Below are 20,495 nucleotides of genomic sequence, written 5' to 3' on the forward strand. Positions count from 1 at the left end.
GCCAATTTTGCAAGAATCGCGTCAGTGCCGGCATATCAAGGCTTGTGGCAAGTGGTTAGTCGTAAAATTGCGGTGAATTTGGTTTGGTGAGTTGGTTGATTCGTCAGATTCAACCAGTTCAGTGGTTTATTTGCACCGGGATCGCTTGGCTTAGGCTGAGCGCAATCAGCTGGAAACCCGGATTTGGCGGCTTTTATGGATTTGGCACGCGCTATGCAACATGAAGCATAAGAGGCTGTTTGCCTCAGCTTCTGTTTGTCTAGCGAGGTTTAAGTTACAGATGTCTGCTTCTGCTCATCACAATGTTCACAATAATGATGCTTTCGATCTGGATGTGGCTATCGGCCACATCGCCCACTGGCTGCCCAGCCAGGGACCGATCAAGGATTTTATTCATCACAATACCTTGCATGCCGTGCAGGACTATCCGTTTCACGAAGGGGTGGCGGTGGCGGCTCAGGTTTACGGGGCCAAAAGCTATTTGCCTTTGAAGGATTACCAGCAGCGGTTTGCCGAAGGACGGATTAACCAAAAGGCGCTGGATTGGGCGATCGCTCAAGCTGCTTGTAGCGTATATCAAGAGGAGTCATTGCGGGCATCGCTGTTTGAGCCCGACGATCACAGTCACTATCCGCCGCAGTCATTGGCTAATCATGGTATCCGCAGCGCCTGGTTGAATCACCTGGAAATCGACTTGAACGGTCTGGTACACCCGGTAATGTTCCGCTTGCTGAGTAATTTTCTCGATCAAGGCATTAGCCGCTGGGCCATGCCCAAACCCGACGAGCGTTTTTGGGACTGCGTGTTGCGACTGGTGCAAAACAGCCTGTTACCGCTTTATCCGTTTCATCAGCCGGTAGTGAGGCAGATGTTGGATGCCGGTCCGGATAAGATGATTATGAATTGCCTGGCCAAAATTGTCGGCGACGAAAGTTTGTACGGGCAATATCTATTGGAAGTGCTGCTGGCCCATCCCGGTTGGTCTGGCATGGTGCGGATCATCGAGACCCAGCCCAATGTGCTGTTGGCGCCACGGGCTATTTCTTTAAAGGAATTGTTGGCGGTGGAACTGGCGTGCGAGCTGGCGTTTGTCGATAAAAAGTACGGTCACAGTTTTTTCCAGATCGCAAAGCTACCGAATTTACACGCCATCCCTTTATTGGAGAGGGATGCGACCAAACCGCAGGTACCGCTGAAAATGCGGGTGTGGCACGAGGCGATGGAATGGTCGTTGCATTCCGAGTTGTTACTGGCCTTGCGCTCGCAAGCCGCCGTTGATCAGGCCGCCGAGCATGCGCCCAAGGTGCAAGCACTGTTTTGCATCGACGATAGAGAATGTTCGATACGCCGCTATCTGGAAGATGCGGACGCCGGTATCGAAACTTTTGGTGCGCCGGGATTTTTTGGTATCGATTTTCTCTATCAAGGTTTGGATGATGTCTATCCGGTGGCGCAATGTCCGGTGGTAATTAAACCCAAACATCTGATTTTGGAATCGACCGATAAGCCGCAGCCCGACAAGGCAGAGAAGGGCGAGTCGTTGGCGAATATGCATTTTGGCGCGCATTCTATGGTTCGCGGTTGGCTGTATACGCAAACGCTGGGTTTGGCTTATGCCCTAAGGCTGGGATGGAGCGTGTTGCGTCCCGGCGGGCAGTTACCGGGCATCCAAAGTTTGAGCGAAGTCGATGCTCACGGTCATTTGCATTTGCTGCGCGAGAGCGAGGAACTCAATGAAGATGGCTATTTGTTGGGATTTTCCTTGGCGGAAATGGCTGATCGGGTAGGGGGCTTGCTGCGCAATATCGGCTTGACGCAACACTTTGCGCCCTTAGTCGTGGTGGTTGCGCATGGCTCCAGCAGTGTTAACAATCCGCATTTTGCCGCTTACGATTGCGGTGCTTGTTCCGGCAAACCCGGAGCGCCCAATGCGCGCGCCTTTGCCTGGATGGCCAACCATCCGCAGGTGCGGGAAATTCTGCGCGAACGCGGCGTAGTCATCCCAGACAGCACCCATTTTGTGCCAGCCTTGCACAATACCAGCCGTGATGAAATCAGTTATTTCGATCAGCAGGAATTGGATAAAGACACGCGCCATGCGCTGCACAGTTTTCAACACAGTATGCAACACGCGTTGCAGCGCAATGCACGCGAGCGCTGCCGCTGGTTTGAGTTGGGGCCAAAATCGCATAGCAACGAAAATGCGCATCGCCATGTCGTGGCGCGGGCTTCGTCGATTTTCGAGCCACGCCCGGAGTTGAATCATTCCAATAATTTGTATTGCGTGGTGGGGCGGCGCAATTTGACCCGGCATTTATTCATGGATAGACGGGCGTTTTTGCAATCCTACGATCCCAACAGCGATAGCGATGGCTCGATATTGGTGAAAGTATTGTCGGCGGTGATTCCGGTTTGCGGCGGTATCAATCTGGAATATCTGTTTTCGCGCATCGACAATTCGGTCTACGGCGCGGGTACCAAATTGCCACATAACGTGATCGGCTTGTTGGGCGTGGCCAACGGCGTGGAGGGCGATTTGCGTACCGGCTTGCCCTCGCAAATGATCGAAGTTCACGAGCCGGCGCGCTTACTAATGGTGGTGGAACAAACCACCGCGATTGCCGATCAGGCCATTGCGATGTTGGGCGACTGGCGGGAATGGCTGGATAACGAGTGGATACGGCTGGTAGCGTGCGATCCATTGACTCGTGAGTTGTCTATGTATAGCAGTACGGGTTGGAAAGTCGCCGAACCGGCGAGTGATAAGTCTTTGCCTGTCGGTAGCCGCTCGGAAAAAATCATTGTCGGACAAACCCGGACCATTCCGGTCCACCAATTGGAAAGGAGACAGGGATGAGTGCTTTATTATTGGCGTGCGTGTTATTGCCTTTAATCGGCTTTTTGCTGATTTTTTTCAGCCCGGACGATGAGCACCGGATCGCCGCGATCAGTTTGTGGATGACCCGGCTCAAGGGTGTGGCAGTGTTGGGCCTGCTGGCGGCATGGGCGGCGCACGGTTTTGCCAACTTCGAATACCAATGGCTGGTGGTATATCAACACGACGATTACCAGTTTCCCTTGTTGTTTTTTCTGGATAGGGTCGGAGCGGCCTATTTATTCGTGGTGTGGGCGGTGTTCTCGGCCATTGTCAAATACTGCCGGGTCTATTTGCACCGCGAAGCCGGCTACAAACGCTTCTTTCAGGCTATTTTCGGGTTTGCCTTTGGTTTGAATCTGATCGTGCTGTCCGGCAGTATCGATATGCTGTTTGCCGGTTGGGAAATCGTCGGGATCTCCTCGTTTTTGCTGATCGCTTTTTACCGACATCGGCCGCAGCCGGTGCGCAATGCCTTACGCGCTTACACCATTTATCGCTTTTGTGATGTGGGTTTGCTGGTCGGTACCTGGATGAGCCATTTGTTGTTTCACGAAAGTCAGCACTTTAGCCAGTTGTTGACCATGTTCGATCCCAACAATATTCCGCCAGCCGGGTATGCGTCCTTGTCGATTTTATCCTGGCTGATTATTTTGGCCGCCTCCGGCAAGTCGGCGCAGTTTCCGTTCAGTTTTTGGTTGCCGAGGGCCATGGAAGGGCCGACGCCTTCCAGTGCAATTTTCTACGGGGCCTTATCGATACATCTGGGGGTGTTTCTGTTATTGCGGACCATGCCGATCTGGAGTTATCACTATTTGCCGCGTTTGATTGTTCTGAGCATCGGTGTGTTGACGGTATTTATCGCCACGCTGGCGGAGAAAACCCAATCCAATATCAAAGGGCAGGTGGCTTATGCCTCCATCGCGCAGGTGGGGATTATGTTTGTCGAGTTGGCATTAGGCCTGGAAGGCCTGGTGTTGCTGCACTTCATGGGCAACGCGTTTTTACGCTGCTATCAATTGTTGGTGTCGCCGTCCATCGTCGCGCATTTACTGCGGGTGGAAGGTAATGTGGATAGCCAGTTTTACATCAATAACAACGACAAGCTGAGCTTTCTGCCGGTTTCGATACGCGACTCGTTGCCGGAGGTACTGCAAAACACCTTGTATGTGTTTGCCTTGCAGGAAGGGCAGCTGGAGTTGTTGGTGCGGAAGATTTTGTGGGAGCCGCTGAAAAACATCGGTCGGCAATTAAATGGCTTGGCTTTGTGGGTAAAGCTGCTGGCGGCATTGGCCTTGTTGGCGATCATTGCCATTGGCGCGTCCGGCGTCAGTAGTGTGGCCAGAATCTATCTATCCATGCCCATCTCCCTGGCAATGGCGGTGGTCTCGCTCAGCGCATTCAGCAACAAGCACAGCCCGTTTCAGGTTTGGCATAGTGTGGCTTTGAGCAGTATTTTAGCCGGCGTTGCGGTGTGGTTGATGGTGCCTTCCGCTTGGCCCGATGTCGCCTTGTTCTTTAGCGGCATCATTCCATCCTGGGCCTTGGGCATTTGGGCGCTGAGCGTTTTGTTGAGAGATTACAATTTTGCCGATGAGCCTTTCGTGTTTCGCGCCTTTGCCGAAACCCGCCCCGGTTGGTCTTTAGCCTTGTTCTTGAGCTTTTTGGGCTTGGTGGGCTTTCCGATTACCCCGGCATTTCTGGGTGAGGATTTATTGTTGTCACACGCTAGCAGCCAACATCCCTGGTTTGCCGCACCGATTACCATATCGTTTGTGATTAACGGTATTGCCATAGCCAGGGTTTACTTGCGACTGTGTATGGGGCGGCCGGTAGAGCTGCGGGGGGCAGTTTGATGTTATTGACGGGTGCTACCAATTGCGTAAGGTCTATTGATAGCCAATAAGGTGATTTTTGAGAAAGTTTATACCCATTGGCAATGCCAAATAGGTCGTTCGCTGAGCGGAGCCGAAGCGAACGGTTGACTTCGGCTTCGCTCAGCACAGGTTCGCTCAGTCAACGGAAAATTGCTTGGTTTGGGTACGTAAAAAGCCTATCAGCTAGTCCGCGGCAAAAGCACACGAAAGATAGTACCCTTACCGAGCTCGCTCTTTACTTCTATGCAACCGTTGTGCTTTTTAACAATTCCATAGGATAACGATAGTCCCAGGCCTGTGCCCATGCCGACCGACTTGGTGGTAAAGAATGGATCGAAGATTTTTCCGAGCTGTTCGGGTTTGATACCCTTGCCGGTATCCTCTACTTCCACCCAGACGCTGTTCTTGTCATGGCCGGTGCGAATCGTAATTCGGCCATGACTCTCGATTGCTTGCACGGCATTGATCAGCAGGTTCATGAACACCTGGTTGAGCTGGGAGGCGATGCAGTTTATCTCCGGGATTCCGCCGTATTCCTTAACGACCTCGGCTTTGTATTTGATTTCGTTCCACACCACGTTGAGCGTACTGTCGAGGCCCGACTCAAGATTCGCCAATTGCTTTTCCAATTCGCCGACGCGAGAGAAATCCTTCAGATCCTGAACGATGCGCCGCACGCGTTGCAAACCGTCGAGGGATTCTGTCAGAAGATTGCCGATATCGCTACGCAGATAGCCGATCTCGACTTCCTGCTTCAGCTGAGTAATATCTTGCAAGGCCTCTTCTACCAAGGACCCTTCGACCCGTTCGTAAGCCGCCAGTAGTCTGAGCATTCCATCGACATACTCCTGTAAGGTACTCAAGTTGGAGTTGACGAAGCCAATGGGATTGTTGATCTCATGCGCTACGCCGGCAGCAAGCTGGCCAATTGAAGCCATTTTTTCGGATTGCAGCAGTTGCACCTGGGTTTCTTCAAGTTGCCTGATGAGATCCTCTTGACGCGCCTTCTCGTCTAGCAATTGCGTATTCGCCGTTTGCAGGGAGGCAGTGCGCTTTTGCACCTGCTCTTCGAGGAAGTCGCGGGAATCGCGCAAGGCTTCCTCAGCCCGTTTGTGCTCGGTAATATCGTTGAAGCCGAAGACCCGGCCGATAATGTGCTCACCAAGATATTGCGGCCGCGATCTGCATTCGAAAATCCGGCCATCCTTGAGGCTCAGGATATCTTCGGTTTCCCCGTTGCCGACGATCTCCTGCAGGCGAATACGAAATGCTTCCGGCTCGACGACCAGTCCGGCAATGAACTCTAGAATATCCGCGTCCTCCCTCTCCAGTAGCAAGTCCTCCGAAATGCCCCACATGCTGCTGAACAAGCGGTTCATGTTGGCGATTTTGCCATGCCAATCGATGACCAGAATGCCATTGCCTGTCGATTCCAGGGTTGCCCTCAGTTGCGACAATATCTGGGCCAGAGCATCCTCGGCCTTGTGCTCGTTCTGCACGTCCCTGGCCTGAACCAGAAGCAGAGGGCTCCCTTCATGCTCAATGATCTTGACGGATTTCGTCACCATCAGCATTGAACCGCCGGCGCATTGATAAAGGCCATCCTGGGTTTCGATATCGAGATATTGACCGTTACGGACATCTTCCCAATAAAAGACGTCTTGCAATGAGCTTTCGATATCCGTGATAGCCATGGCAAGCAATTCCTCTTCCGAATATCCCAGTATTTGGCCTGCAACTCTGTTGGCAATGATGATTCGCAACTGACTGGGTTCAACCAGCAGCATCATATTCTGGCTGTGATCAAGCATCAGATGTTCGAGGCTGCTCATTTGGCGGTTTGCTCCTGCCCGGGTTTGCTCGGATCGAAATAATAGCTGACCTGTTTGCGTGGGCTGAGATAGTTATAAATTTCGCGCGGAACCTGCGCCGGTCTGATCGCCTTTGCAATATTCGCATCTGCTTCGGACTCCATGTCTACCAGGATTGCCTCATCCCTGGGAATATCCGCGTCGTAAATCAGCACCAGCGGTTTCATCGGCTTCGCGGTATTGACGGTGACGACCATGCCGATCACGCCATTGGAAAACTGTACGATGGTGCCCGGCGGATAAACCCCGAGACAACGGATGAAGACCTGGAGCAGTTTCTGATCGAATTTGTTGCGCAACTTGGCAAACATCGTCGACAGCGCCTCGTGGGGCGTCAGTGCGTCGTTAATATTCACCGGGTTGCACAGTTCGTCGTAATGGTTGGCAATGACGACAATGCGGGAGAGCAAGCCGATAGACTCGCCCTTAAGTTTATTCGGGTAGCCCGTCCCATCGAACAATTCGTGATGTTCATGGATGATGGCCAGGACGGCTGGCGCAAGCTTCAGCCTCTGACCGTTGCCCACGCCGTACTGGCAATGCATTTCGAATAAATGGCGTTCAGCCTGATTGAGCGGTTCCTTTTTCATGAGAATCTTTGCTGGAATCTCCTTATGGCCGATGTCGTGGAAAAGTGCACCCATTCCCAAGGTGCTGACCACCTCTTGGGGCAACTTGATGTCGCGAGCCATCATCAGGGAAAGCATGGTGACATTCAAGGCGTGGAAATACAATTCCTCGGCACCGGCCTTGCCTACCATGACGTGAATGGCGAGTTCCGGGGCGGGAAGAATTGAGTCGATAATTTGGTCTACCAATTGTGTCGCTATTCGCACGGTTTCTGCCGGTTTGGTAAACAGGTCTTTCTCGATGCCGTGAATGGTTTTAGCGGTATTGACAAAGGCATTTTCAATCCGTGCCGCTGCCTGCCGCTGCAGTTGAATTCGCTCGACCAGCGCGAGCTTGGCCGACAACACCGGCACAATATCCGGCGTGGCTGTAACCGGTGTCGGCTCTGTCAGTTCTGTCTGCTGTATCTTTTGCGGCAGCGGATTGAAATCGCTGAGGGCTGGGTCGTAACGAATCGACTTGAGTCCGAGACTCCGGATGGTCTTGATCTGCGCCTCGTTCTTTATCTTGAAATGGCTGAACGAGAAAGGATGATCAAACCACTTGAGATCAAGATGTATATACAAACCGATCCGAAGCTGATCCAGGGTGATGTTGAAGTTATCTTGCGTCGACATCGGCAGTCCGATCTGTTTTTGTCAAATGGAAAAATACGCAATTCATACCGTCTTGACCAATACTCCGCCCCCGGCCAATCTAGGCTTTGCGATCATCTTTAAACCGATGTAGTTGTGCCATGTTGGGTTACTCTCCGCATTGATGTGCTCATGATCATTGGTTTCGTCGCATAGAGAGTATAGCAAGCACAAGCGCTTGAGGTTCGTTGCATTTAGGCATTCAACCCGTTCGTAAGCATGTCTGCCGGCGCACCTTTTGAGAGTTGAAGCCAGGTGATATGGACGTTAGGCGATTTATGGCCTTCAATGTACCGAAACCAAGCAATTTTCCGTTGACTGAGCGGAGCCGAAGTCAACCGTTCGCTTCGGCTTCTTCGGCTTTGCTCAGCACAAGTCCGCTGAGCGAACGACATATTTGGCATTGCCAATGGTTATAAACTTTTTCAAAAATCACCATTAGCTTAATGGCAAACAGCAGGCAGGTGATGAAGTGTTTTGCTGAAGGTAGCAAGGGGGGCGAAAATCATCATCAACGAACGGGCAGATAAATGATAGACCATTTCCAATTTTGATTGAGGTTGGGTAGTCAATCTATCCGTGGGATGGCGGTGAGCTTGGTTTGATACTAAATAAGCTCGCCTTGGGGCTAAAAATGGTCGGCGCGCTTGCGCTGAAGATCGGTCAGGTAGTTTTGGGGCTAGCCGAGATAGCGTGCAAGATTGGCGGGGTGCTTCAGACGCTCGACAGGGTAGTTTCGAAGATCGACGGGGTACTTCGGAGGTACCCCTTGGACCTTCCGAAGTATCCCGTCGATGATGAGCAGATGACGCTAGGTAACGCTACTTTCGGTTAGCGTCGGCTTGGCAATTAGGCTTTTTTCACAAATTCCGATTTTAGCTTCATCGCGCCTATGCCGTCGATTTTGCAGTCGATATCGTGGTCGCCGTCGACCAAGCGGATGTTTTTAACTCGGGTGCCGACTTTGACAACCAGTGAGGAGCCTTTCACTTTCAGGTCTTTAATGACGGTGACGGTATCGCCGTCTTGCAATACGTTGCCGTTGGCATCTTTGATGACTTTATTGTCGTCGCCGCTTTCGGCGGCACCGTCGGCCGACCATTCGTGGGCGCAATCCGGGCAAATATTCATATTGCCGTCGTTATAGGTGTATTCCGAGCCGCATTTCGGACAGTTGGGTAAATCGCTCATTGTGGTATCCAATTAATTGATAAGCTGCGAGACAGCTTGGTTGAGATAAAAAAATTAACAAATAGCAGCACTGTCGTTGAATCGACCAAAGACGGGGCCAGAGGCTCTATTGAGTATTCCTGTTTTCGCGTTTGCTAGTTTTTTTACAGGTAAGGCCATGCCTGAAAAACCGGCATGGCGGTGATATTAGAGACTCAGGAGTAGACGACCTGAGGTTTGCCGTCGCCGGCGACGATTTCGCCGATGCTGAACACGGTTTCGCCTTGTTGTTTCAAACTCGCCAGCGTCGATGCTTCGTCTTCAGCTGCGACGCAGAGGATCATGCCGATTCCGCAGTTGAATGTGACCAACATGTCGGCTAATTCGACATTGCCTTGCTGTTGCAGCCACACGAAAATATCCGGCAATTGCCAGGTGGATAGCTGGACACTGGCGTTTAGGCCGTTGGGCAAGACGCGCGGCAGGTTTTCGGTAATGCCGCCGCCGGTGATATGGGCCATCGCATGCACCGGCACGCTTTTAAGTAGTTCCAGCAAGGGTTTGACGTAGATGCGGGTCGGGGTCAGCAGCGTTTCACCGAGCGGTTTGCCGTTGACGCTGTCGGTCCAGGCCAGACCGCTGCGGGCGACGATTTTGCGAATCAAGGAGTAGCCGTTGGAATGCGGGCCGGAAGAGGCGAGGGCAATCAATTTGTCGCCGGCTTTGACCTGGCTGCCATCGATAATGCGGTCTTTTTCGACGATACCGACGCAAAAGCCGGCTAGGTCGTAATCGCCATCAGCGTACATGCCGGGCATTTCCGCGGTTTCACCGCCAACCAGTGCGGCACCGGATTGTTCGCAGCCTTTGCCTATGCCTTCGATGACGCTGGCGGCGGTATCCACTTCCAGTTTGCCGGTGGCAAAATAATCCAGGAAAAACAGTGGTTCCGCGCCTTGGACGATAATGTCGTTCACGCACATGGCTACCAGGTCGATACCGACGCTATTGTGGATGTTTAAATCCAACGCCAGTTTTAATTTGGTGCCAACGCCGTCGGTGCCGGAGACCAATACCGGCTGTTTGTAACGATCCAGCGGTAGTTCGAACAGCGACCCGAAACCGCCTAAACCGGCCATGACGCCCGCATTACGGGTTTTGGCCGCGATGGGTTTGATGCGTTCGACCAAAGCGTTGCCGGCTTCAATATCGACGCCCGCGCTCTTATAATTCAGGCGGTCTTGTTGTTGTTCGCTCAATGTCAGTCTCTCGTTAAAGTTAAGGTTGAAACGACCGATATTGTACTATAGTTCCCATTAATGCACTGTCAGGGTAGGCTTGTGGTCAATGTTTTTATGAAAGGTAAGTCCGGGTTTTTAAGGCTGTGTTTGTTGGGATTACTTTGTTATTCTCAGCTGACGGCGGCTGTCGAAGTAAAAGGCTTGTATGAGATAGAGCTGATAGCCAATAGCCAATCCGCTGAAGATAGAACCGTCGCGATCAAGCAAGCGATGTATGCGGTATTGAGCCGGGTGTTGGTGTCCGAGGATATTTCCAAAATTCCGGTAGTGCAGCAGGCATTGAATAGTGCGCAGAGCTACGTTAAACAATCGCAATTTTCCTTGATTTCCGCCGACGAGTTACCCGACACCGAGGCGCGTTTGCTGCGGGTGCAGTTCGACGAAGACCAGTTGATGGAAGTGATGCGTAAAAGTCAGGTGGGTATTTGGAGCGAGATCAGACCGGAAACCTTGGTGTGGTTGGTCGTTGATGACGAAGAAGGTCGGCGGTTTTACAACGCCGATAGCATGCCGGAACTGGAAAGCGCTTTGGCTTTTGCTTCTAAAATTAAAGGCGTGCCAATGATTTATCCGATGCTGGATCTGGAAGAACAGCAAAAAATCTCGTTGAGCGAAGTGTTGAGTGCCGATTCCCGCAACTTGTTGGCGGTGTCTGCTCGCTATGAAGTGACATCGGTGATGGCCGGCCGCATTGCCAAAAAAGGCAATTGCTGGCAGGGCGAATGGGCGTTTTATTTTGATGGCAAAATCAAGCAATGGAGCGGCGCTTGTTTGCCTTTGAAAGCCACAGCCGTTGCCGGCGTGCAAGGTGCCTACGATGTGTTATCTAATTATTACGGCGTTAAACCGGAGCCATCAGCCGCCCACTAGGCTGTATATACCGTAAGCGCCGCCGTAAGTGGTAAAAAAATAAAACAAAGACACCACCAGGCTTGCGGGTGTATTGACTTGCAATACATCCTTAAAGATCCTCGCGACGATTGCCGTGTCCCACATAAAAAACAAAGCCAATGTTGCGTAGCTAGGCGTATCTTCTGCCACTGTCACCCAAAACACTATAGGAATCAGAAAGATCGCGACGACATTTTCGCAAAACAAAATGGCCGACGCGACTTGCATGAAGGTATTAAAGGTTCGATTCAGCAGTAATACCAGCGCTATAAAGCCCAGGGTTAACGCCGTCTCCAGCACCACCTCGAAGATCGAGTCAATGTCGTCAGACATGTTGAACTGAATAAAAAACACTGCGATAAAATAAAAAATCGCATTGTATTTAAAAAAGCGCCTCGATCTGGGCAAGTCCAAGACCGAGACATTAAGCCAGCATAGCGGGAAGTAACGTCTAATGGTGTCCATTGCCAGGCACTCTAGTAATTAGTTAGATTCCTCTTGGTCGGCATAAGCATACGCATCATATTGGTTGCGGTATTCCGGCTGCTGTCCATGGCTAAACTGATCGTTTAAAGCTTGCACCAAGTCTTTGCTTTGCTCGATAAGACCATTGAGTTTTTTGCGGTTTTTCTTGGTTTTACCGACCGGGTCGGTGATAGGCATTAAAATCCGCCAGAAGCTCAGGCTTTTTTCAAATAGGCCTGCCAAGTCTTCGCTAAGATTTAACTGTTTCTGCCGCTTGTGCAATTGCTTGATCAGGAATTTTGCATGCACGCGGCTGACGACTACATGCAGCGGTGTCAAGACACCAATTAATACCGCGACGATGGCGCCGCCTATCAGCGGATCCAGTAGCAACTCAAGTATGCCTACCGCGATCTCGGCAAACAACATCAACATCACCACAAAGCCCAGCACGATTAAGGTGGAGGCGTTGGATCTATCTTTCCAGGTTGTTAAAGCGTCTTCCACTTCCGGGAAGATAGTGTCGTCAATGGCGCGGATGCTTTGTTCCAGGGTGCCGAGGATTCGGTAGGAACGATCATTATTAATGTTGTTGAAACGTTGGTCGAATATCGAGGTGTCGCCGGATTGCGACAAGACGATGAATTGGCCGGTGTGAATGCCCAGTTCGGCCAGACGCCGTTGCCAGGATGCGGCGATTTCCTGTCTTTTCAGCGCATCGATGGTTATTTCGGAATGATCGATCACGAAGATAAATTTATTGGCATCCTGGTGGGCAACGATCTGTGCCAGGGTGTCCTTGATCAAATCGGCATCAGCCTCGAATAAGTCGTTAAACACCAGTACCAGGTCTGAGATGCCTATAACGTATTTTCGCAATAGGCCGGAAACCGGGGTTTCCGCAGCCGGGTTCAATACCGGGGTGTCGATCAACAACTTGTTTTTCAATTTGCCGCTATTGACAGTGACCAGCTCCAGATAACTGTTCAGTTTGCTGCCTTCGCCGCTGGCGACCAAATCAATCTCACGGCTGATTTGATAAAAAGGCAAACGGTGGTCGGCGTCCAGTGCGGTGCCGGGCAGCGTCGCGGTATTGGCTTGTGGCGTATATTGCAGAACGGTGAATTTGTGGCGAGCGGTGTGTAGCTGTACGCCGAGATAACGATTAACAAAGTCTGATTTAGCGGGCGAGTAACCGCCCAGGGTGCTGACTATAGGCCACCAACTGGTTTTACGCGCGGTGGTTTCGTCATTATCGATCAAACCCAGTTCGAATTCGATTTCATCCAATTCCTGAAATATCTTGGCGGTTTTTTGCAAAACCGGATCGGTCGCTGCGAACTGTCTTTCAAGATTGGTCAGGTGTTTACTTACCGTTTTATCCGCCATTAGATGTAAACCTTCTCTGCTTGTTATTGAGGTTAATCAGACGGCGGGAGTATACACCGATGGCATTTAAACCGATAAAAAAACCTGCCGGTTTTTCAAGTCGAAGAGGCCCTATTAATAGGCGATTGCGGACGCTCCGCCCGGCGGGAAATTAGGGGTTTCCGGCAGCGAAGGCGGCGCTTATTCCTTAATGTCGAGCTCCTTGATTTTACGTGTCAAGGTGTTGCGGCCATAGCCTAGCAACAGCGCTGCTTCGTGTTTCCTGCCATGGGTGTGATTCAACGCGGCCTCGATTAACAGGGTTTCCAAGGTCGGGATGGCCTGCTTGGCGATGTCCACTTTGCCGGTCGATAGTTGTAGCTTGACCCAGTTTTTGAACTGGCTTTCCCAGTCGCCCGGGGTGCTATCGCCCGATCCGGAATCGCCGGTGTTGTGGGCCAATTCCGGCGGTAAATCTTCCATATGAATTTCGCGTCCGGAGGCCATTACAGTCAGCCAGCGGCAGATATTCTCCAGTTGCCGCACATTGCCCGGCCACTTCAAGCTGCTCAAAAACGCCTCGGTTTCCGGTTTTAAAAGTTTGATCTCGGTATTCAATTCCTTCGCGCTTTGATACAGATAATGCCGCATCAACAAACCTATATCCTGGCGGCGTTCGCGCAAGGGCGGAATGTGAATTCGAATCACGTTCAGGCGGTGAAACAAGTCTTCGCGAAATCGGCCCTGAGACACGAGTGCTTCCAGGTCCTGATGGGTCGCTGCAATGATGCGGACGTTAACTCTTACCGAGGTATGGGCGCCCACCGGATAAAACTCGTTGTCCGCCAGCACCCGCAGTAAGCGCGTTTGCAATTCGGCGGGCATGTCGCCGATTTCATCCAGAAACAGCGTGCCGTTGTTAGCCTGTTCGAAACGGCCGATCCTCCTGGCTTGGGCACCGGTAAACGCGCCTTTCTCATGACCGAACAGTTCCGATTCCATCAAGTCTTTCGGGATAGCCGCCATATTCAAAGCAATGAACGGCTGGTCGGCGCGCGGACTGTGGCGATGCAGGGCCTTGGCGACCAGTTCCTTGCCGGTGCCCGATTCGCCGTTAATCAGTACGGTGATGTGTGAGCGCGCCAGACGGCCTATCGCCCGAAACACTTCTTGCATGGCCGGTGCTTCGCCGATGATTTCCGGCGTTTCCTCCACGGTGGGCGGCGCTTGCACAAGGTCGCTTTGCCGTTGTTTGCTGTGCGCGCAGGCACGTTGCACGGTTTCGACGACTTCGGTGACGTCGAAGGGTTTGGGCAGGTATTCGAAGGCCCCGCCATGAAAAGCCGAAACCGCACTTTCCAAGTCCGAATGCGCCGTCATTACGATGACCGGCAGATCAGGGTAACTGTTTTGGATGTTGCGCAGTAGCTCGAAGCCATCCATGCCCGGCATACGAATATCAGTGATCAGTACTTGCGGCAAGCCGCCGGGCAGGGATTTAAGCAGTTCGTTGGCATTAGCAAAACTTTGCGTATGGACGCCGGCTTTTTGCAAGGCTTTCTCAAGTACCCAGCGGATGGATTTGTCATCATCGACAATCCAGACCTTGTCAGGTATTTGCATGATTCTTCTCCAAAGGTAGGTAGATGGAAAATACGGTGTTGCCTGGTTCGCTCTCGCATTCGATCAAGCCGTTGTGTTGGTTGATCAATGATTGAGCAATAGACAGGCCAAGTCCGGTGCCCTCGGCGCGGCCGGTGATCATCGGATAAAAAATCTGTCCCATCAGCTCGGGCTTAATGCCCGGGCCGTTATCGATAATGTCGATTTTGACGGTCAGTTTGTAACGTTTGCGACCTATGGTCATATGCCGTTGCACCCGGGTCTTGATGGTAATTACGCCGTGGTTTTGTACTGCTTGCACAGCATTCCTGACGATATTCAGAATGGCCTGGATCAGCTGGTTTTTGTCGGCGAAAATCTCCGGGATGCTCGGGTCGTAATTGGTATGCAGCATAATGCCGTGAGCGGCTTCTACTGTGACCAGATGCCTGACTCGTTCCAGAGCTTCGTGGATATTCATTTGACTTTTGTGTGCCGGCTTGTTCGGGCCGAGCATCTTGTCCATCAGATCCTGCAAGCGGTCTGATTCCGCAATAATGATTTGCGTATATTCCTTCAATTCAGGATCCTGCAATTCCAGATCCAGCAGTTGCGCCGCGCCGCGCAGGCCGCCCAAAGGATTTTTAATCTCATGCGCCAAGCCGCGCACCAACATGCGACTGGTATTTTGTTGAGCTAGTAATTGTTCTTCCTTGGTAATGCGCAAATGCCGATCCACCTGCTGCAATTCGATCAGGATTTCGCTCAATTTCCCGTCTTCCAGCAAGGGTGTGGCGCTGAGGTTAACTGTAATGGATTGGCTTAGCCGCTCTAGAATTAATTCTCTATCGACCAGAGGCTCCAGCAGATACAAGCGCGGTAATAAATCGTTAAACAGGGTGTTGTGCGCAGTTTTGAATAGCTTATGCGCCGTCTGGCCGAGCAAATGCTTAGCGCTATCGGCAAGCAGTATCTCGCCGGCGGGATTGATATAGGTCAGACGCAAGTCCTTGTCGAACAGCAGGATTGCTTCGTTTAAGTGATCCAGTATCTTTTTATGCACTGTTTAATTTAAGTTTTGAGTGTTGTAGTGAATAAGCAATTTACACGCCAAGCTTAAAATCGCCCTAAGGGTCAAGTTGGCTGGCAAAAAGCTGAACTATTGCGCAACTATGGTGCTGATGCCCGAATTTGCGTTCCATTTTAGTGCGTAGATGGGTGTGAAGCTGGTTTTTATCTTTATATTAGCTTGAAGCCTTATGCGCACGGTTTGGCTTAGTCTCGGTTAGGCTGGGCAAAGAGTCTGCAAATCCCTCTGCTAATCTCAAATATAAGGTTACGCGTTAAATACATGCACAAGACTGGTGCGGAGCAGGGGGTTGTGAAGCAAGGTCGGTGGTGGCGTGATAGTGAGGCAGGGAATCCCCTTTTATTTGCGCCAGCTGGCAGTTTTGACGAGACTGCTTGGTCTGCGTTGGCTAAAAGTTAAATATGCGGTCTTCGATAGCTGCGCATTTCAACGGTTATGTACCTATTGATGGCCGGTCTTGATCTGAATTGGTGCGATTGATTACCGGGATAACCAGGCTGGTGCATCAGCTCAGCGGCAGCTGCCGCTATTTCGGTGCATGACAGCTATCAATACTCGTAATCGACGATTAACGGCGCATGATCGCTGAAGCGTTGCTCTTTAAAAACGCTGGTTGCCCGCGCGCTGTCGGCGATGCCCGGCGTGGCGACTTGATAATCGATGCGCCAACCGACATTCTTGGCCCAAGCCTGACCGCGATTGCTCCACCAGGTGTAGCAGGCGTCAGTGCTGTCCGGATGCAAACGCCGATAGACATCCACCCAGCTCAGCTCGTCATATATCTGCGTCATCCAGGCCCGCTCCGCAGGTAAAAAACCGGAGTTTTTTTGGTTGCCGCGCCAGTTTTTCAAATCGGCTTCCTTGTGAGCGATATTCCAGTCGCCGCAAATCACCACGTCACGACCGCTGGCTTTCAGTTCGGCAAGATGCGGATAGAAGCGTTCCATCACACTGTATTTGACGGTTTGTCGCTCCTCGCTGCTGGAGCCGGACGGCAGATACAAGGAAATCACCGACAGATTACCAACTTGCACTTCCAGATAGCGGCCCTCACTATCGATGTCGGCATGGCCCAAACCTTCGATCACTTTATCGGCCGGCTGTTTACTGTAGACGCCGACGCCGCTGTAGCCCTTCTTTTCGGCATAATGAAAATAGCCGTGCAGGCCTTTGGGCGTCAGCATGCCGTCTGTCATATCAGCGGCCTGGGCCTTGAGTTCCTGCAGACAGACGAAGTCGGGATTTTGGGCTTCCAACCATTCGTAAAAGCCTTTTCTGTTTGCCGAACGAATGCCGTTTAGATTGACGGAGATAATGCGGAGCATGGATAAGTGTTTGCGATTTAGAGGTTAAAATTGCGATTGGCTGTGATCGGTTACCAATAACTTGGGTTCCAGCATATCGAAGATGGCGTATTTCGGGCCTTCCCGACCCAGGCCGGAATCCTTTACCCCGCCGTAGGGCATGTGATCGGCACGGAAAGTCGGTACATCGTTGACTATCAAGCCGCCGACATGCAGATGCTCGAACGCGTAGCGAATCTTGCGGCTATCGAAGCTAAATAACCCGGCTTGCAAGCCAAAGCTGGAATCGTTGATGGTGGCCACCGCCTGTTTAAAATCGGTAAACGCTTCGATGACCACAATCGGTGCGAACGCTTCCAGATTGCAGACTTTCATGGCGTTGCGGGTATTGGTCAGTACGGTCGGCGCATACAGGGTGCCGTCGCGTTTGCCGCCGGCAAGGAGTTTGGCGCCGTCGGCAATGGCTTCGTTAACCCAGCTTTCGATGCGCTTGGCGTTGTTTTCGTCGATCATGTTGGAAAAGTCGGTGTTCGGTGCTTGCGGATCGCCGATGTTTAGCTCGGCTAATTTTCGAGAAAACTGCGCGATAAAAGCATCGAATAACGAGGTTTCGACATAAATCCGCTGCGTGTGTATGCAAGATTGCCCGGCATAAGCAAATGCACCGACTACGGCTTTGTTGGCAGCCAGCGTCACATCGGCGTCCTTATCCACAATCAAGGCGGCGTTACCGCCCAACTCCAGTACCACTTTCTTTTTGCCGGCATCCCGCTTCATTTGCCAGCCTATCTCCGGTGAACCGGTGAAGCTGAGTAAATTAAAACGCGGATCGGTTACCAGCTTGTTACCCGTGACACGATCCATCGGTAATACCGACAAACCGCCAGCCGGCAAGCCGGCCTCATGGATGATTTTGGCCAGCAATAGCGCGCTGATCGGCGTTTTCGAAGCCGGCTTTAACACCATCGGGCAGCCGGCGGCAATAGCCGGCGCGACTTTGTGCGCGACTAGATTCAATGGGAAATTAAACGGCGAGATTCCCGCCACCACACCAACCGGAAAGTATTGAATGATGGCGTCTTTGTTCGCGGCGGCAGGATGCCAGGCTAGGCTGAGTATTTCGCCGGGCAGGCGTTTGGCTTCCTCGGCGGCGACCAAAAAAGTCTGCGCCGAACGTTCGACTTCGATTTGCGCGGTTTTCCAGGGTTTGCCGGCTTCCTGCGCCATGATCGTGGCAAATTCATCGCGATGCGCCAAAATGCCTGCCGATACTTGCTGCAAGATGCTGTAACGTTCGTAAACCGGCAGAGCCTGCATGGTGGCTTGCGCGGCCTGGGCAGCGACTACTGCGGCTTCGAATTCCGCTTCTCCGGCCGTGTAGGTTTGATAAACAGTTTGCCCGGAGTAAGGGCTGACTACGGCCAGCGGCGTGGCGGTGGTTTGAAAGCGTCCGGCCAGATAAATCGGATAATCGGTCATGGGTATGTCCTATGCAGTGGCTAATCGGGCTGGCTAAATGATGCAGGATTTTGCTTTCAGCTCATGGGTGAATACCCGGCTGTTTTCGGCATAATCGATAGGCACATCGACCAGATGTACGCCCGGCGTGCTAAGGCAGTGAGTCAATATCGATTGCAGTTGCTCGGTTGCTTCAACCCGGTGGCCGTTGGCGCCGTAAGCCTCGGCGTATTTCACGAAGTCCGGGTTGCCGAAATCCAAGCCAAAATCGCTAAAGTGCGAGCTTTGTTGTTTCCATTTGATCATGCCGTAACCGCTGTCGTTCAGCACTACTACAGTGATGTGCAGCTTTAGACGCACTGCGGTTTCCAATTCCTGACTATTCATCATAAAGCCGCCATCGCCGCAGATCGCCACTACGTTGACCTCCGGATGAATCAATTTAGCCGCTATCGCCGACGGTAAGCCGGCACCCATCGTTGCCAGCGCGTTGTCCAGCAAAATGCTGTTGGGTGCCAGAGCTCGGTAATTGCGCGCAAACCAGAGTTTGTACATACCGTTATCCAGCGCCAAAATGTCTTTTTGATTCAGTGCGTTGCGCACTTCGGCGACCAGTCGCTGCGGAATGATAGGAAAATCGTCGGCATCGGCACGCTCGGCGATTTTGGTATCGACAGTGCGTTTTACTTTCAGAAAGTAAGCAAAATCCCAATGCGCCGGAACCTGGATGCGTTCCGCCATTTGCCAGAGGGCATTAGCGATGTCGCCGACTACGTCCAGTTGCGGGAAATAGATTTCGTCTACCGAGGAGGCGACAAAGTTGATGTCGATCACGCTGATGCCGTCGGCTTTCATGAAAAACGGTGGTTTTTCGATTACATCATGGCCGACGTTGATAATCAGGTCGGCACGCTCGATTGCGCAATGCAAATAGTCATGATCGGACAGCGCGGCGGTGCCGATAAATAATGGATGATCTTCCGCCACCACGCCTTTGCCCATTTGCGTGTTAAAAAATGGAATCCCGGTTTTTTCAATAAATGCCATGAGCATTTTCGAAATGCGTTTGCGGTTAGCGCCCGCGCCTATCAATAACAAAGGCGATTTGGCGGCTTCAATGCGCTTAATCGCGATGTCCACGGCTTTGACATTGGCGTCGGCGCGGCGGACTTTTTGTAGCGGAATCGGCGGCACATTGGTTTTTTCGGCCGCGACGTCTTCCGGCAGTTCCAGATGCACCGCTCCGGGCCGCTCTTCTTGTGCGGTTTTAAACGCTTCGCGTATCGATGAGGGGATGCGATTGCCGCGTACTAATTGCCGGGTAAATTTAGTAATGGGCTTCATCATGTCGACCGTATCGATCATTTGAAATTGGCCTTGCTTGCTGGCATGAATAGGCTTTTGTCCGGTAATCATGCACATCGGCATTGCCCCCAGCTGTGCGTATGCGGCGGAGGTAAAGAAGTTGGTGGCGCCTGGGCCCAGCGTAGACAAGCAGACGCCCGGTTTGCCGGTCAAGCGCCCCACGGTGGCGGCCATAAAGCCTGCGGCTTGCTCGTGCCTAGTGATGACCAGTTTGATCGACGAGTCGCGCAGCGATTCCAACAAATCCAGGTTTTCTTCGCCGGGAATGCCGAAGATGTATTCCACGCCTTCGTTTTCAAGACATTTAACAAATAGATCACTGGCTTTCATGGTTGAACCTTTTAAGTGATTGTAGGCGGGCCGAAATACTCCGGCATTTATAGAGGATGCTTGCTTACGCAGCGTTGGAGTGCTTGTTAGCGATAACCGGCACCCAGCAATATACTTGCTCAGCAGTTTAACAGCTCCAACGCTTATGCCCCAACCGCACTTGCGGGCTTGTGGCTGGAATTCCGCGCAAGCTAGGTCACCTTTTGGAAATCGATTCGGTCTGTTAAGGATGGGGAGGCAGGCAGGACAAGGGTGTTCTGCGT

General features: G+C 52.0%; 14 protein-coding genes. 3 read left to right on the plus strand and 11 right to left on the minus strand.

Annotation, left to right across the window (positions count from 1 at the left end; translation table 11 throughout):
• Nucleotides 1-280 precede the first annotated feature (280 nt).
• Together EBA_RS05840 and EBA_RS05845 are read left to right on the plus strand one after the other, a co-directional pair.
• A complete protein-coding gene (locus EBA_RS05840) occupies nt 281-2,857 on the plus strand; it encodes a YbcC family protein (protein ID WP_192373775.1) in 2,577 nt (858 codons plus the stop codon).
• Nucleotides 2,854-4,731, plus strand: a complete 1,878-nt coding sequence (locus EBA_RS05845; protein WP_192373776.1) for a proton-conducting transporter transmembrane domain-containing protein — start codon at nt 2,854-2,856, stop codon at nt 4,729-4,731. Before EBA_RS05840 ends, EBA_RS05845 begins: the two co-directional genes overlap by 4 nt.
• 200 nt (nt 4,732-4,931) lie before the next feature.
• Here the strand turns inward: EBA_RS05845 and EBA_RS24705 are convergent, their stop codons facing one another.
• The 4 genes from EBA_RS24705 to purM all read right to left on the minus strand — a co-directional run bounded on the left by EBA_RS24705 (nt 4,932) and on the right by purM (nt 10,317).
• A complete protein-coding gene (locus EBA_RS24705) occupies nt 4,932-6,584 on the minus strand; it encodes an ATP-binding protein (RefSeq protein ID WP_192373777.1) in 1,653 nt (550 codons plus the stop codon).
• Nucleotides 6,581-7,870: an HD-GYP domain-containing protein gene (locus EBA_RS05865; protein ID WP_192373778.1), complete on the minus strand. Its 1,290-nt coding sequence runs from the start codon at nt 7,868-7,870 to the stop codon at nt 6,581-6,583. Before EBA_RS05865 ends, EBA_RS24705 begins: the two co-directional genes overlap by 4 nt.
• An 867-nt stretch (nt 7,871-8,737) precedes the next feature.
• Nucleotides 8,738-9,079, minus strand: coding sequence for a zinc ribbon domain-containing protein YjdM (locus EBA_RS05870; protein WP_192373779.1), 342 nt, complete (start codon nt 9,077-9,079; stop codon nt 8,738-8,740).
• Between the two features lie 194 nt (nt 9,080-9,273).
• Nucleotides 9,274-10,317 (minus strand): phosphoribosylformylglycinamidine cyclo-ligase, encoded by a 1,044-nt coding sequence (purM, locus tag EBA_RS05875; protein ID WP_192373780.1) that lies wholly within the window; start codon nt 10,315-10,317, stop codon nt 9,274-9,276.
• A gap of 96 nt (nt 10,318-10,413) precedes the next feature.
• On the opposite strand from purM, the gene EBA_RS05880 reads away from it, so the two are divergent.
• Entirely contained in the window at nt 10,414-11,229 is an 816-nt protein-coding gene (locus EBA_RS05880; protein WP_225615956.1) for a DUF2066 domain-containing protein, read from the plus strand.
• On the opposite strand, the gene EBA_RS05885 is transcribed toward EBA_RS05880, so the two are convergent.
• The 7 genes from EBA_RS05885 to EBA_RS05915 all read right to left on the minus strand — a co-directional run bounded on the left by EBA_RS05885 (nt 11,215) and on the right by EBA_RS05915 (nt 20,232).
• On the minus strand, nt 11,215-11,583 hold the full coding sequence (locus EBA_RS05885; RefSeq protein WP_225615959.1) for a hypothetical protein: 369 nt from the start codon (nt 11,581-11,583) through the stop codon (nt 11,215-11,217). The two genes, EBA_RS05880 and EBA_RS05885, sit on opposite strands and share 15 nt — an antisense overlap.
• 150 nt (nt 11,584-11,733) lie before the next feature.
• Nucleotides 11,734-13,104, minus strand: a complete 1,371-nt coding sequence (locus EBA_RS05890) for a P-loop NTPase family protein (protein ID WP_192373783.1) — start codon at nt 13,102-13,104, stop codon at nt 11,734-11,736.
• Nucleotides 13,105-13,284: 180 nt separating this feature from the next.
• Nucleotides 13,285-14,706 carry a nitrogen regulation protein NR(I) gene (ntrC, locus tag EBA_RS05895; protein WP_192373784.1) on the minus strand — a complete coding sequence of 474 codons (1,422 nt, stop codon included), beginning with the start codon at nt 14,704-14,706 and terminating at the stop codon, nt 13,285-13,287.
• On the minus strand, nt 14,693-15,748 hold the full coding sequence (gene glnL / locus EBA_RS05900) for a nitrogen regulation protein NR(II) (RefSeq protein WP_192373785.1): 1,056 nt from the start codon (nt 15,746-15,748) through the stop codon (nt 14,693-14,695). Before glnL ends, ntrC begins: the two co-directional genes overlap by 14 nt.
• Before the next feature lie 575 nt (nt 15,749-16,323).
• A complete protein-coding gene (locus EBA_RS05905) occupies nt 16,324-17,100 on the minus strand; it encodes an exodeoxyribonuclease III (RefSeq protein WP_192373786.1) in 777 nt (258 codons plus the stop codon).
• Between the two features lie 24 nt (nt 17,101-17,124).
• Nucleotides 17,125-18,558, minus strand: a complete 1,434-nt coding sequence (locus tag EBA_RS05910) for an aldehyde dehydrogenase family protein (RefSeq protein WP_192373787.1) — start codon at nt 18,556-18,558, stop codon at nt 17,125-17,127.
• A gap of 33 nt (nt 18,559-18,591) precedes the next feature.
• Nucleotides 18,592-20,232: an acetolactate synthase large subunit gene (locus EBA_RS05915; protein ID WP_192373788.1), complete on the minus strand. Its 1,641-nt coding sequence runs from the start codon at nt 20,230-20,232 to the stop codon at nt 18,592-18,594.
• Nucleotides 20,233-20,495 lie beyond the last annotated feature (263 nt).

The sequence above is a fragment of the Methylomonas albis genome (assembly GCF_014850955.1).
Classification (GTDB): domain Bacteria; phylum Pseudomonadota; class Gammaproteobacteria; order Methylococcales; family Methylomonadaceae; genus Methylomonas; species Methylomonas albis.

Coding starts and splice junctions, on each gene's coding strand:
- EBA_RS05845 (WP_192373776.1), top strand. CDS start 2,854: ATGAGTGCTTTATTATTGGCGTGCGTGTTATTGCCTTTAATCGGCTTT.
- EBA_RS24705 (WP_192373777.1), bottom strand. CDS start 6,584: ATGAGCAGCCTCGAACATCTGATGCTTGATCACAGCCAGAATATGATG.
- ntrC (WP_192373784.1), bottom strand. CDS start 14,706: ATGCAAATACCTGACAAGGTCTGGATTGTCGATGATGACAAATCCATC.
- EBA_RS05905 (WP_192373786.1), bottom strand. CDS start 17,100: ATGCTCCGCATTATCTCCGTCAATCTAAACGGCATTCGTTCGGCAAAC.
- EBA_RS05915 (WP_192373788.1), bottom strand. CDS start 20,232: ATGAAAGCCAGTGATCTATTTGTTAAATGTCTTGAAAACGAAGGCGTG.
- EBA_RS05870 (WP_192373779.1), bottom strand. CDS start 9,079: ATGAGCGATTTACCCAACTGTCCGAAATGCGGCTCGGAATACACCTAT.
- EBA_RS05840 (WP_192373775.1), top strand. CDS start 281: ATGTCTGCTTCTGCTCATCACAATGTTCACAATAATGATGCTTTCGAT.
- EBA_RS05880 (WP_225615956.1), top strand. CDS start 10,414: ATGAAAGGTAAGTCCGGGTTTTTAAGGCTGTGTTTGTTGGGATTACTT.
- EBA_RS05885 (WP_225615959.1), bottom strand. CDS start 11,583: ATGTCTGACGACATTGACTCGATCTTCGAGGTGGTGCTGGAGACGGCG.
- EBA_RS05910 (WP_192373787.1), bottom strand. CDS start 18,558: ATGACCGATTATCCGATTTATCTGGCCGGACGCTTTCAAACCACCGCC.
- EBA_RS05890 (WP_192373783.1), bottom strand. CDS start 13,104: ATGGCGGATAAAACGGTAAGTAAACACCTGACCAATCTTGAAAGACAG.
- EBA_RS05865 (WP_192373778.1), bottom strand. CDS start 7,870: ATGTCGACGCAAGATAACTTCAACATCACCCTGGATCAGCTTCGGATC.